Source organism: Ruegeria sp. CG11 (assembly GCF_056537245.1).
Genome location: NZ_JBQFRE010000012.1, coordinates 86,230 through 99,192, shown reverse-complemented (window position 1 = coordinate 99,192; position 12,963 = coordinate 86,230). Strand labels below are relative to the sequence as shown.

General features: G+C 58.8%; 11 protein-coding genes. 7 read left to right on the top strand and 4 right to left on the bottom strand.

The window, feature by feature from the left end; genetic code table 11:
* A partial coding sequence (locus tag ACR0KW_RS18955; protein ID WP_480806378.1) for a GntR family transcriptional regulator occupies positions 1 to 684 on the bottom strand: 684 nt, incomplete at its 3' end.
* Positions 685 to 833: 149 nt separating this feature from the next.
* Here ACR0KW_RS18955 and ACR0KW_RS18950 point away from each other — a divergent pair.
* Genes ACR0KW_RS18950 through proX form a run of 3 tightly spaced genes read left to right on the top strand, consistent with a single transcriptional unit; the run spans position 834 to position 3,914 of the window.
* Positions 834 to 1,916 (top strand): quaternary amine ABC transporter ATP-binding protein, encoded by a 1,083-nt coding sequence (locus ACR0KW_RS18950; RefSeq protein WP_480806377.1) that lies wholly within the window; start codon positions 834 to 836, stop codon positions 1,914 to 1,916.
* Positions 1,917 to 1,927: 11 nt separating this feature from the next.
* Positions 1,928 to 2,899, top strand: coding sequence for an ABC transporter permease (locus ACR0KW_RS18945; protein WP_480806376.1), 972 nt, complete (start codon positions 1,928 to 1,930; stop codon positions 2,897 to 2,899).
* A 22-nt stretch (positions 2,900 to 2,921) separates the two neighbouring features.
* Positions 2,922 to 3,914, top strand: coding sequence for a glycine betaine/L-proline ABC transporter substrate-binding protein ProX (proX, locus tag ACR0KW_RS18940; RefSeq protein WP_480806375.1), 993 nt, complete (start codon positions 2,922 to 2,924; stop codon positions 3,912 to 3,914).
* A 172-nt stretch (positions 3,915 to 4,086) separates the two neighbouring features.
* Here proX and ACR0KW_RS18935 read toward each other — a convergent pair whose 3' ends face one another.
* The 3 genes from ACR0KW_RS18935 to ACR0KW_RS18925 all read right to left on the bottom strand — a co-directional run bounded on the left by ACR0KW_RS18935 (position 4,087) and on the right by ACR0KW_RS18925 (position 8,406).
* Entirely contained in the window at positions 4,087 to 5,970 is a 1,884-nt protein-coding gene (locus tag ACR0KW_RS18935) for a DEAD/DEAH box helicase (RefSeq protein WP_480806374.1), read from the bottom strand.
* A 341-nt stretch (positions 5,971 to 6,311) separates the two neighbouring features.
* Positions 6,312 to 7,571 carry an aminotransferase class V-fold PLP-dependent enzyme gene (locus ACR0KW_RS18930; protein WP_480806373.1) on the bottom strand — a complete coding sequence of 420 codons (1,260 nt, stop codon included), beginning with the start codon at positions 7,569 to 7,571 and terminating at the stop codon, positions 6,312 to 6,314.
* Positions 7,572 to 7,776: 205 nt separating this feature from the next.
* Entirely contained in the window at positions 7,777 to 8,406 is a 630-nt protein-coding gene (locus tag ACR0KW_RS18925) for a response regulator transcription factor (protein ID WP_480806372.1), read from the bottom strand.
* Positions 8,407 to 8,625: 219 nt separating this feature from the next.
* Between ACR0KW_RS18925 and ACR0KW_RS18920 the strand changes: the two genes are divergently transcribed.
* Genes ACR0KW_RS18920 through ACR0KW_RS18905 form a run of 4 tightly spaced genes read left to right on the top strand, consistent with a single transcriptional unit; the run spans position 8,626 to position 12,950 of the window.
* Positions 8,626 to 9,867, top strand: coding sequence for a pyridoxal-phosphate-dependent aminotransferase family protein (locus tag ACR0KW_RS18920; RefSeq protein ID WP_480806371.1), 1,242 nt, complete (start codon positions 8,626 to 8,628; stop codon positions 9,865 to 9,867).
* Between the two features lie 28 nt (positions 9,868 to 9,895).
* Entirely contained in the window at positions 9,896 to 11,092 is a 1,197-nt protein-coding gene (locus ACR0KW_RS18915) for a malate--CoA ligase subunit beta (protein WP_480806370.1), read from the top strand.
* On the top strand, positions 11,092 to 11,979 hold the full coding sequence (sucD, locus tag ACR0KW_RS18910; protein ID WP_480806369.1) for a succinate--CoA ligase subunit alpha: 888 nt from the start codon (positions 11,092 to 11,094) through the stop codon (positions 11,977 to 11,979). The genes ACR0KW_RS18915 and sucD overlap by 1 nt, the downstream gene beginning before the upstream one ends.
* On the top strand, positions 11,979 to 12,950 hold the full coding sequence (locus ACR0KW_RS18905; RefSeq protein WP_480806368.1) for a 2-hydroxyacid dehydrogenase: 972 nt from the start codon (positions 11,979 to 11,981) through the stop codon (positions 12,948 to 12,950). Before sucD ends, ACR0KW_RS18905 begins: the two co-directional genes overlap by 1 nt.
* The last annotated feature ends 13 nt before the right edge of the window (positions 12,951 to 12,963 follow it).

The following is a 12,963-nucleotide window of genomic DNA, read 5'->3' as shown; positions in this document are numbered from 1 at the left end:
TCCCAGCGGCAAGTCAAGCCCCGTGGGCGTGACAAACAACTCAATCTGGTCGCGCGACAGATTCCAATGATCAATCGCCAATGAACCCGCAGCTGCCTCATCCCCAGCCTCAATGGCCGCGATGATGGCGTCATGCTGGGCACTGGCCTCGGACAGGTTTTCGGTCATGGCCGGGTCCTGTGGTCGGTAGAAGGTCATGCCGATCCGGGCATGATCGATCAGCAGCCGCTTGAAAGACGGCAGCAGATAAATGTTATCGGCCATATCTCCGGTAATCTCGTGAAAGCGGTTGTTGGCCATGGCCCGGTCTGCACCGGACCCGCCGCGCAACGCCGATTTGAAATCTTCCTGCGCCTGCTTCAGTTGTTCAATTTGGGCAGGCCGGGCATTCTTTGCCGCCAGTTGCAGAATTGCGCCATAGATCATCGGAGCTGCAAGAAAGAAGTCGCGCAACGTCGTATAGGACATCCCCGATACGCGCGCGCCACGGTTCTCGCGTAACTCAAGGTACCCTTCGCCCGCCAATTGCCGAAAAACCTCGCGCAATGGCGTCCGCGAAAGTGCAAACTCTTCAGATAGCGTCGCCTCGTCCAGATCCGTTCCAGGCTGAAGCGCAAGCGTCAAAACTGACACTTTCAAATGATCATAAAGCTGCTGCTTTCGACGTCGCGACGCGTCTTTCATGTTCGACCTCCCAAAAGAATACACGCGCCTGTGCAGTAACGGAATCGCCGCTGTGCTTCCACTGGTTCAACACAATAGTAGAAAATTCAAATTGTGTACAAGAAAAAAATATGCAGTATGCAACGCGAGTTTTAGGTTGGGAGGAAGCGGTGAAAGATCTACATGATGACGCCGTCATCGATTGCCGGAATCTATGGAAGATTTTCGGCAAACGTTCCGCAGAGGCTATGAAAGCTGTTCAGGAACAAGGGCTTGGCAAGCTTGAAGTGCGGGATCGCTTTGACTGTGTTGTCGGCGTTCAGGACGCCACTTTCACGGTCGGGCGGGGTGAGATTTTCTGCATTATGGGCCTGTCAGGCTCGGGTAAGTCGACCCTGATTCGCCATGTGAACCGACTGATCGAACCAACTTCGGGTCAGCTGTTCATCGAGGGCCAGGACGTCAACAAGCTGAACGCGCGCGACCTGCGCGAGGTTCGGGCCGAGAAAATCGGCATGGTTTTTCAGAACATGGCGCTGATGCCACATCGTACCGTGTTGGATAATGTGTCCTTCAGCCAAGAGGTTCGGGGCCATGATGCAAAAGAGCGCCATGAAAACGCCATGCGCGCCATCGATGCGGTTGACCTGAACGGCTGGGATCAAAAATACCCCGATGAGCTGTCAGGCGGTATGCAGCAACGTGTGGGCCTCGCCCGTGCCATTGCCGCTGACCCGTCGATCCTGTTGATGGACGAACCCTTTTCGGCTCTCGACCCGCTGATCCGGCGACAGTTGCAGGACAAGTTTATGTCGCTGTCGGCCGAGATGAAAAAGACCACGCTGTTTATCACGCACGATTTGGATGAAGCGATCCGCATCGGCGACCGCATCGCGATCATGAAAGACGGTGCTCTGGTGCAGGTTGGCACGCCCGAAGACATCGTGACCAACCCGGTAGACGACTATGTGGCCGATTTTGTCGCTGGCATCTCCAAGCTGGAACTGATCTCGGCTGGCAAGATCATGGAGCCGGTGGCCGCGTTTGAACAGCGCCAGGGCCCGGTCGATCACGACCAATGGCCCGAAGCGCATCCGGATCACTCGCTGGATGATCTGGTCAATCTCTCCATCGCAACACAGCACCCCGTTGTGGTGAAAGCCGATGGCAAACCGATCGGGATCGTTACCAAAAACGCACTGCTGCGCGGCATCCAGGGTGATGTCGACGACCCCGCAACAATGAAACACTGAGAGAGGGTATCATGGCAGACACAGAATTCAGCATCCTCGATCCCTTCTCGTTGGTCGATTTGGGCATCGCCGAAAGTGCGGATGGCGTCAAAGGTTGGGCCATCGCCAACAGGGCGATCATCCAGCCCATCAAGAACTTCTTCAACGAAATGATCGTCGGCATCGACACGGCTTTGAACGCTGTGCCGCCTCTGATCATGCTGATCATCATTATCCTGATTGCGTGGCAGGCCGCAGGGCGGCGCACTGCCATTTTGGTCGGCATCCTCATGACCGCACTTGGCTTCCTTTCACCGAATGCCTGGGGGCTGGCGATGACCACGCTTGCCATCGTGGTTTCTGCGGTGATCCTGTCGTTCTTTATTGGCCTGCCACTTGGCATTCTGGCTGGCAAGAATGACCGGTTCGAGGCGGCAATCCGCCCGATCCTGGATACCATGCAGACAATTCCGGCCTTCGTGTATCTTGTGCCGGTGGTCATGCTGATCGGTATCGGCAACGTGTCCGGCGTGGTCGTTACGATCATCTTCGCACTGCCGCCGTTGATCCGCCTGACGTCGCTGGGCATTCGGGGCGTCAACCCGTCGGTGGTCGAAGCTGCCCGGGCCTTTGGTGCCAATCCGCGTCAGGTCCTGTTCAAAGTCGAGCTGCCCCTTGCCACCCCCACCATTCTGGCCGGTGTAAACCAGACAATCATGCTGTCGCTGTCGATGGTCGTGATTGCCTCGATGATTTCGGTCAAAGGGCTTGGCAACGAAGTGCTACGGGCCATGGGTCGACTGGATGCCGGTAAGGCGCTGGTTGGCGGCCTTGGCATTGTGATCCTGGCGATCGTGCTGGACCGCATCACTCAGGGCATGGGCCAATCCGGGCGCGAGCGCGGACACCGTCATTGGTACGAAGGCGGCCCGGTTGGCCTTGTGCTGCGTCTGATCAAAAAGCCTCAGCCCGAACAAACACCCGAACCACAGAAAACGAACTGATCTATTGGGAGGACCTTTCACTATGTTCGTCAAATCAACTCTGGCCGCGTTTGCTGCCACAACTATCCTCGCCACGTCAGCCTTTGCGGCCGGCGACAAGCCCGGCGAGGGCGTCACCGTTCGCCCGGTTATACAGCCGATTTCGGAAGAGATCTTCCAGCACCGTATCCTGTTCAGGGCGCTGAATGATCTGGGCTATGACGTTGCCGAGCCCGAAGAAGTGCAGGCGCAAACCCTGCATCTGGCTTTGGGCACAGGCGACGCGGATTTCACCGCTGTGCACTGGAACGGCCTGCACGACACGTTCTTCCAGGAATCGGGTGGTGACGACGTTCTTGAGAAGGTCGGGACCCTGATCGACGGTGCACTGCAGGGCTATCTGGTCAACAAAGCCGCCTATGATGCAGGTGTTCAGAATCTGGGTGATCTGAAAGACCCGGAAAAGGCCGCTCTGTTCGACGCCGATGGTGATGGCAAAGCTGATCTGGCTGGCTGCGTTCCCGGCTGGGGCTGTGAGCGTGTGATCGAACACCAACTGGATGAGTTCGGGCTGCGTGACACCGTCAACCACAACCAGGGTGAATATAACGCGATCATCGCGGATACCATCGCGCGCAGCGAAGGTGGCGAGAACGTCCTGTACTACACCTGGACCCCATACTGGGTGTCGGGTGTTTTGGTTCCGGGTGAAAACGTGGAATTCCTGGCCGTGCCGTATTCTTCGCTGCCCGATGGCGCAACCGCCGAGACTACTTTCGATGGCAAGGACCTCGGCTTTGCGGTCGACAGCATCCGTATCGTCGCCACCGATGAGTTCCTGGCCGCAAATCCGGCCGCTGCGAAACTGTTCGAAGTTGCCAAGATCGACATCAACGACATCTCGGCACAAAACAAAAAGATCGCGGATGGCGAAGATAGTTCGGACGATATCGACCGGCATGTTGACGAGTGGATTGCAGCCAACCAGGCCGCATATGACAGCTGGCTGGAAGCCGCACGCGCCGCAGCGCAATAATACTACGGCAACAATTCTGCTTTTCAGACTGCGCGGGCCAACCCGCGCAGTCTTTTTTGGAGGGTAACGCTGAGGTGTACTAGCGCAGCTTTGCCTTCTTGGTCTAGCGGCCGCATCGGGAAAGCCGCGATGCAACGCAGATGAAACCCGTCAAGATACGCGAGCGCCTCGCTTATTTCGGGCGCCTTGGCACAGCATTGCCGCCTTTAGCCGCGGCGGCACGAGCACGGTTTTTCTTGCTGCTTGGCTTACCTTTGGGCGGCGGCGGGCCTTTAGGGCGGCTAGGTTTTTTACCAGCGCCGCTGAGGCTGTCGCGTTTGGGCTTGGGTTCAGCTTTTGTTTTGTCAGACGGCTTGGGCTCGGGCTTCTTTCGCGCCTTCGCAGGCTTCGGCTCGGTAAGGCGAGGCGGTTTTTGCCAGGTTTTCTCCTGACTTCTTTTGCCTTTTGCACCCCGTTTGGGGCCTGCCTTGGCAGAGCTCGAAAAATCGGGTGCCTTATCCAGCTGCACGATTTCTTTTGTGCCCTCGATCTTCATCTCGGATCCGATCGCATCCAAAAAGCCGGGAACGCTGCTTTCGCGAATTTCGATATAGGTTTCGTTGTCTGCGATACGGATCGCGCCGACATCCGACTTTGTGATGTTCCCCGCCTTGCAAATCATGGGAAGCAGATAGCGCGGAGACGCATTGTCATTGCGGCCTTCCGAAAGCGAAAACCAAACGCTCGGCCCAAAAGGCGCGGACGGTTTTGGCCCGGCGTCCTTGACGTCGCTTAACTCTTCCGGTGCGGAATGCTGTTGCTGGTATTGACGGACATAGGCCGCAGCCAATTGTTCTGGCGAGAACCTTGCCACCAGTTCATCGACAGATGCGCGCTCGGTTTCGGTTACATCCGTCAGCCAATCGTCCGAACCGAACATCCGCTGCAAGTCCTGCGCGTTGACCTCGTCGGCTGAAGGGGCAGCCCCCCATTCGGCCGTCAGTTTGGCGAATTTCAGCAGACGTTGCGCTTTCTTGAACGACGCCGGAGGGACGATTAGGGCGCTGACCCCTTTGCGCCCCGCGCGCCCGGTTCGGCCCGAGCGGTGCAGAAGGGTTTCATGACTGTTCGGCAGTTCAGCATGAACCACCAGATTTAGGTTCGGCAGGTCAATCCCGCGGGCGGCGACGTCGGTTGCCACGCAGACACGGGCGCGCCCGTCACGCATGGCTTGCAGCGCGTTGGACCGCTCGCTTTGGGTCAGCTCACCGGACAGCGCCACAACCGAGAACCCGCGGTTCGACAGCCGGGCCGTCAGACGGCTGACCATGGCACGCGTGTTGCAAAACACGATGGCGTTTGGCGCCTCATAAAACCGCAACACGTTGATGATCGCATTTTCACCATCACGAGGAGCTACGCTCATGGCGCGATATTCGATATCAGCGTGCTGCGTCCGCTCACTGACGGTGCTGACACGTTCGGCATCCCGTTGGTACTGGGCAGCAAGGCTGACAATGGCGCGGGGAACGGTGGCCGAGAACAACAGCGTTTGGCGGTCTGTCGGCGTTTGCTCGAGAATGAACTCCAGATCTTCGCGGAAACCGAGGTCAAGCATCTCGTCGGCCTCATCCAAAACCACGGCGCGCACGGCCGTCAGATCGATCGAGCCACGCATGATATGGTCGCGCAACCGCCCCGGCGTTGCGACCACGATATGCGCACCACGAGACAATGCACGGCGTTCATCCCGCATATCCATGCCGCCAACGCATGAGGCAATGAAAGCCCCCGCATCCGCGTAAAGCCAACCCAATTCTCGCTTGACCTGCATCGCAAGTTCTCGCGTCGGAGCGATGACCAAGGCCAAAGGCGCATCTGCTGTATCAAAAACCTGCGCCTCGCCCAGAACGGTCGGTGCAATGGCCAGCCCGAACCCAATGGTTTTCCCCGATCCGGTCTGCGCAGAAACCAACAGGTCACGACCCTGCAAATCCGGCGCGGTCACCGCCTCTTGGACAGGGGTCAGGGTGTCATATCCTTTGCGCTTCAGCGCAGCTTCGAGTGTCTGTTTCATGGGTCAGTTCTCTTGGGTGATGCTGTCACCCTCAGAGCGTCCAACATACGGATCAAAATCGAAGCGCAGTCCATACCGAGTGAAGCGGGGGATGTATAGAGTGAAAAAGTGCGCCAGCGGAGCTTGCGGATTCAGCCACAAGGCAATGCGAAGCCGTAGTCATCAAGTAAATCTGGAAAGCTCTGGTCCCGCAGTGAACCTCATTCAGCGCACCCTGGATGTTTGGCACAACTCATGGCTCTGAATTACTTGAACAATGGAATCCTGACTGACCCGCAGGTTTGGTCTTTTGAAAGATCCAAACGGTTCCCAAATCCGGAATTTCTGAGCGTGCAACCTGTTTAACCGCCATCGCCAAGCATCTTGATCACAGCCAGAAGACGGGCGATTTCTTGCTCGGTGTTGTAGTGACAGAACGAGATGCGGATACAATCCGGCAAGCCAAGTGGCGTAAGTACGTTGCCGGAATAGTGATCGGCCTTACGCGTGTGGGTGCGGATACCCTGTTGGTTCAGAGTTTCCACCACGTCTTCGGAGGCCTTGCCTTCGACTACGATAGACACAAGCCCTTCACGTGCGTCGTTGTCAGCCCCGGCCAGAATGGTGATGTGGTCCATGTCACGCAGCCCCGGCAGGTTGCCGGTGCCATTGATGGCGGTGTTGGTCAGGTGAGTCTCATAGGCGTGGATGGCGCGGCCTGCGGCGTCGATCCGTTTGCGGGTGTCGGTCTCGTCCGAGACTTTGCCACCCAACCAATCGAAATAAGCGACCACGTCCGACACAGTCGCATACGACCCGGTGTCGCGTGTGCCGAATTCCCAATCAGTTGCGGGGGCATCGATCAACATGTCATGCGGCAAAGAGGTCAGCCGGTCGGAAATCCAGGCGATGCCATAACCATGGCGTGAAAACACTTTATAGGGTGAGATCACATAGCCATCGACGTCATAAGCGTCCAAATCCAACTGTCCATGCGCCGCGTGCTGGATGCCGTCGACGACGATCATACATTCCGGTGCCACTGCCCGTATCGCGGCCGAAATCTCGGCTACATCCATGCCCATACCGGTCACAGGGGACGCGTGCAGGATCGTGGCCACCGCCACATCCGGGGTCATCAATGCGGTATAGTCCTCGGCCGTGACCAGACCGGTTTCGTTGTTATGGGGGACGTTCACATAGTCCAGATCGGCAACCCCGGCCCAGCGGTGGGCGGCACTGCGGGTGGCGGGGTGTTCGATGGAGGAACCGATCACCTTGGCGCCTTTCGGTGCGGCCAAACAGGCAGTGCGGATCAGGCGGAACAGCAGTTCAGTGCCGCTTTCACCAGCAAAGAACTGGCCGGTCGAGGCGTTCATGAAAACAGCCAAATCATCCTTGGCCTTGTTGATCACATGCTGGGTACCTTGCCCCGCCGGATTGATGCGGCCCGGATTGTCGGGAATTGCCGTGTAGAAGGCCGAGGTCTCGGCCACCGATTTCAGCGTCAGCGCACCACCAGCGTTCTCGAAAAAGATACGCTCACCCTGAAACGGACAGCTATCAACATGGGCAAACCGGTCGCGGATGGCGTCGATCAGGGCGGGGTTATTCTGAATCATGGGTTGGTCCTGTGTGTTTGCATGGCGCACGGCGCGGGGTCTTGCGCAATCATCGTCACTGGCGGTCGGGATGCAATCTTGCGCATTGCCGACATCAGACGGTCTACCACCGTCATCTCGGAGTTTGGGCCGGGCTGGGTCAGGCAGCGGGACGGCCGTGCAGCCCCACAAAGTGATCACCGCAGAGTAATGTCAGGCCTGACAACTAGCTTCCGGACAACTGCGACGAATAAAAATAAGCAATGGCCTGGGCCCGGTTTTTCACCGCCAGTTTCTCGTAGATATTGGACAGGTGAAATTTGACGGTGTTGGTCGAAATCTGCAGTTCTTTCGACAAGTCGCGGTTCGACATGCCCTGTGCCAACGCTTCAAGGATAGCGCGTTCTTTACGGGACAGACTTTGGATCGGGTCCTGCTGCATCTTGCGGACGTCGATGAACGGGAACACCATTTTCCCCGCAGCCACGTCGGCGCAGGTTTCCAGCAGACCCTCCACCTCGCCGGACCGGGCGGCAAAGCCAGCGGCCCCGGCCTGCATCGCCAAGCGCGGAATTTCACCGGTGGTTTCCCCGTAGACAACAAAGCGCGGGGCGTTGGCCTGTTCGCGCAGCACTTCGATCAGTTTCGCCGCCCCCAGCACCGGAAGGTTCCAGTCCACCACGCCCACCTGAACAGGCACCCGCATCACTGTTCCCAGAAACCCTTCGGCCGTGGCCGAGGTCGCCACCAATGAGAATCGCGGGTCGCGCTCGAAGATTTCGGACATGGCAGACAAGACCAGCGGGTTGCTGTCCGCAAGCATGACATCGATCGGACCGTTAGCGGTAGCAGACATCTCATTCACCCTGTTTTTGCCAATTACTACCCATTTGGGTAGGTGGTAAATCGGTATACTTTGGTATTTTTACCTAAATGGGTAGGTAAACCCCCATCCATTTAGCCATCCTAAAACAGTAGTAAGTTACGTTGCGTTACAGGGCAAGTCCGCGTTTTCTGTTCGGCAACGTAACACAACAGGCCGCAGGGCCCGAATAACCGCCAAGGATGTCTAACGATGACCTTTCAAATTTTCCCACCGCTCGAAATTCCCGAAACGCTTGCCGCAGGTCCGGGGCCGGGCAACACTGACGCCCGCGTTCTGAACGCTTTTGCCAATGCAGGCGTGGCGGATCACATGCAGGGCGACGTCCTGCGCGGCATGGTCGAGTGCAAGCATATGCTGCGCAAGATCTGGGGCACCGAAAACGCCTATACCTTCGCCGTGGCCGGCACCGGTTGGAGCGCGCTGGACACCATGTTTTCAGCCGTGATGCCCGGCGATAAGGTGGTTGCCTTCACCAATGGCACCTTCTCGGGCATTGATGCGCTGACTCTGCGGATCAAGGCTGCGACACCTGAAGAGCACGCCGCCAACCCGCTGGACCCACAGGCCGCCAGCGTCACCGTGATCGAAGTTCCGCATGGCCAGCCAGTGACGGGTGAGCTGGTCGAAGCCGCTCTGGCCGAGCATCAGCCGAAATGGGCCTTCATGGCGCATTGGGAAACCGGTTCGGGCCGTATCAACGACCTGCGCGGGTTCTCGGACGCCTGTGAGCGTCACGGCGCGATGGGTCTGATTGATGCGGTCTCGTCACTGGGCGTCGATGACTTTTCGATTGATGACTTCCCCGGCATTGCCGGTTGGGCTTCGTGCCCGCAAAAAGGCCTGTGCTGCCTGCCGCTGACCTATGCGCCCGTCAGCTTCACGGACGCCTATATCGAAACCCTGAAGACAACCGGTGCCTACACCTATGTTCACAACCCGATTTTCGAGGCCCGCCACTGGGGTATCGTCGATGGTCAGGACGTGGAAAAAGGCACCTATCACCGCACCCATTCCGGATACGCGGTCGCTGCTTTCCACGAATCCCTGCGTCTGACCCTGCAAGAGGGTCTGGCAAAGCGCTCGATGTCCTACCGAACCCACGAAAAGGTCCTGCGCGATGCAGTGATCGAGATGGGGTGCGAAGTGACTTCGGATATGCCCAGCCTCATCGTGCTGAACCTGCCGCCGGAATTGGCGGGCCGTGAGATGGAACTGGTGCAGAACTGCCGCGCGCGCGGGTTTGGCATCTGGCCCACGCTCAGCGCGCCGGTGCAAGTTCGCATCGGGATCCTGAACCAGCTGAACCGACAGGCCGTCAGCCGGATTGTTCGCCTGTTCGCCGAGGCCCTGCGCGAACTGGGAGGAGAGGTTGACCAAGACTCGATCGAAGCCTTGCTGGAAAGCCGCTACGGCACGTCGATCGCCGCTTAATCACACTGCATGAACGGGAGGATTGCAGATGGATATCCATGAATACCAAGCGAAAGAGCTTCTTTCGAATTTCGGTGTCGACGTGCCCTCGGGCGCGTTGGCCTACAGCCCGGAACAGGCGGCCTATCGGGCGCGTGAACTGGGCGGTGACAAATGGATCGTCAAGGCGCAGGTCCACGCAGGCGGGCGCGGCAAGGCCGGAGGTGTCAAGCTGTGCAACACTGAGCACGAGATCTACGAAGCCTGTGACGATCTGTTTGGTCGCAAGCTGGTCACACATCAGACTGGCCCGGAAGGCAAAGGCATCTACCGTGTTTATGTCGAATCCGCCGTGCCAATTGACCGCGAGATCTATCTTGGGTTCGTGCTCGACCGCTCAAGCCAGCGGGTGATGATCGTGGCCTCGTCCGAGGGCGGGATGGAGATCGAGGAAATCTCGGCTGAGCGTCCAGACAGCATCGTACGGTCAATTGTTGAACCCGCTGTTGGCTTGCAGGAATTCCAGGCGCGCGAAATCGCATTCAAACTGGGACTGGAACCGAAGCTGGTGCAACACATGGTGCGCACGCTGCAGGGCTGCTACGCCGCCTTCAGCGATCTGGACGCCACCATGGTCGAGATCAACCCGCTGGTCATCACCGGGGACGACCGCGTTCTAGCGCTGGACGCCAAGATGAGCTTTGACGACAATGCCCTGTTCCGTCACCCGCAGATCGCCGAGCTGCGCGACAAGAGCCAAGAAGACCCACGCGAAAGCCGCGCGGCGGATCGCGGCCTGTCTTATGTAGGTCTGGACGGCAATATCGGCTGTATCGTCAACGGTGCCGGTCTGGCGATGGCCACGATGGACACCATCAAGCTGGCCGGGGGTGAGCCCGCCAACTTCCTCGATATCGGTGGCGGCGCTTCACCGGAACGTGTGGCCAAAGCCTTCCGGTTGGTTCTGTCCGACGACAACGTGCAGGCGATCCTCGTCAACATCTTCGCCGGTATTAACCGCTGTGACTGGGTGGCTGAAGGGGTCGTGCAGGCGCTGAAGGAACTGGACCTCGATATCCCTGTGGTCGTGCGCCTGGCCGGGACCAATGTGGAAGAGGGTCAGAAAATCCTTGCCAAATCCGGCCTGCCGATCATCCGGGCAACCACTTTGATGGAAGCCGCAGAACGCGCCGTGGGCGCATGGAAAAACGACCTTACTCAAGGCACCAAGATGAGGGCTGTGTAATGAGCATTCTTCTCGATCGTGACTCGCGTGTCATCGTACAAGGTATCACCGGCCGTATGGCTCGGTTCCACACCAAGGACATGCTGAACTACGGCACCAACGTTGTGGGCGGCGTAGTGCCCGGCAAAGGCGGGGAAACCGTCGAAGGCGTTCCGGTCTTTGACACCGTCAAACAGGCCGTCGAAGCCACCGGCGCCGATGCCAGCCTCGTCTTCGTGCCGCCACCGTTTGCTGCCGACTCGATCATGGAAGCCGCAGATGCCGGTATCCGGTACTGCGTCTGCATCACCGACGGCATCCCGGCGCAGGATATGATCCGGGTGAAGCGGTACATGTACCGTTATCCCAAGGAAAAGCGCATGGTGCTGACCGGGCCGAACTGCGCGGGCACGATCTCGCCCGGCAAAGCTCTGCTGGGGATCATGCCGGGGCATATCTACCTGCCCGGTCACGTAGGGATCATTGGTCGGTCCGGCACGCTGGGATATGAGGCCGCCGCGCAGCTGAAAGAGCGCGGGATTGGTGTATCGACCAGTGTCGGCATCGGCGGTGACCCGATCAACGGCTCGTCCTTCAAGGACATCCTGCAGCGGTTCGAAGAGGACGAAGACACCCATATCATCGCCATGATCGGTGAAATCGGCGGCCCGCAGGAGGCCGAAGCCGCCGAATACATCCGCGACCACATCACCAAACCGGTGGTGGCTTACGTTGCCGGTCTGACCGCTCCCAAAGGCCGCACGATGGGGCACGCGGGCGCAATCATCTCAGCCTTTGGCGAAAGCGCCAGCGAAAAGGTCGAGATCCTGTCGGCCGCCGGTGTAACCGTGGCCGAAAACCCCGCTGTGATCGGTGAAACGATCGCCCGTGTGATGGAGGCCGCGTGATGGTCAAACCCTCGGTTCTTGTTACCCGTCGTTGGCCTGCCGCCGTCGAGGCGCAGCTGGCCGAGAACTATAACACCGTGCTGAACACCGGGGACAAACCAATGTCCCCGGCCGAAATCCGGCAAGCACTGAAATCCTATGACGCGGTGCTGCCCACCGTCACCGATACGCTGAACGCCGAAGCAATGGATGTACCCGGCGCGCAGACAAAGATCCTCGCCAACTATGGCGTCGGCTACAGCCACATCTGCGAGCCATCGGCACGTGGGCTGGGCATGACCGTGACGAACACGCCCGACGTGCTGTCCGAATGCACCGCCGATATCGCCATGACGCTGCTGCTGATGGTGGCCCGCCGCGCCGGTGAAGGTGAGCGCGAACTGCGCGCTGGCAACTGGACCGGCTGGCGTCCAACGCATCTGATCGGCACCAAGGTCAGCGGCAAGACGCTGGGCATCATCGGCTATGGCCGCATCGGGCAGGAAATGGCCCGCCGCGCCCATCACGGGTTCGGTATGGAGATTCTTGTCTATAACCGCAGCCCGACTGCGCCGGACATCCTGGCCAAGTGCAACGCGACGCAAGTGGACACGGTTGATGAGCTGTTGCCGCAATGCGATTTCGTCTCGCTGCACTGCCCCGGTGGCGCCGCAAACCGTCATCTGATCAACGCACGCAGACTGGACCTGATGAAACCCGACGCGTTCCTGATCAACACGGCACGCGGTGAGGTCATCGACGAGCGGGCCCTTATTCAGTCGCTGTCTTTCGACATGATCGGAGGGGCTGCGCTGGATGTGTTCGACGGTGAACCGCGCGTCAATCCGGACCTTCTGCAATGCGACAACCTCGTGATGCTGCCGCATCTAGGCAGTGCCACAAAGGAAGCGCGCGAGGCGATGGGATTCCGTGTCCTCGACAACCTCGAAGATTTTTTCGCCGGCCGCCCCCCACGCGACCGTGTGATCTGACCCAATCCCCACT

Excerpts from the sequence above, each read along its gene's own strand:
- ACR0KW_RS18945 (WP_480806376.1), top strand. The coding sequence starts at position 1,928 with ATGGCAGACACAGAATTCAGCATCCTCGATCCCTTCTCGTTGGTCGAT.
- proX (WP_480806375.1), top strand. The coding sequence starts at position 2,922 with ATGTTCGTCAAATCAACTCTGGCCGCGTTTGCTGCCACAACTATCCTC.
- ACR0KW_RS18935 (WP_480806374.1), bottom strand. The coding sequence starts at position 5,970 with ATGAAACAGACACTCGAAGCTGCGCTGAAGCGCAAAGGATATGACACC.
- ACR0KW_RS18930 (WP_480806373.1), bottom strand. The coding sequence starts at position 7,571 with ATGATTCAGAATAACCCCGCCCTGATCGACGCCATCCGCGACCGGTTT.
- ACR0KW_RS18925 (WP_480806372.1), bottom strand. The coding sequence starts at position 8,406 with ATGTCTGCTACCGCTAACGGTCCGATCGATGTCATGCTTGCGGACAGC.
- ACR0KW_RS18920 (WP_480806371.1), top strand. The coding sequence starts at position 8,626 with ATGACCTTTCAAATTTTCCCACCGCTCGAAATTCCCGAAACGCTTGCC.
- ACR0KW_RS18915 (WP_480806370.1), top strand. The coding sequence starts at position 9,896 with ATGGATATCCATGAATACCAAGCGAAAGAGCTTCTTTCGAATTTCGGT.
- sucD (WP_480806369.1), top strand. The coding sequence starts at position 11,092 with ATGAGCATTCTTCTCGATCGTGACTCGCGTGTCATCGTACAAGGTATC.
- ACR0KW_RS18905 (WP_480806368.1), top strand. The coding sequence starts at position 11,979 with ATGGTCAAACCCTCGGTTCTTGTTACCCGTCGTTGGCCTGCCGCCGTC.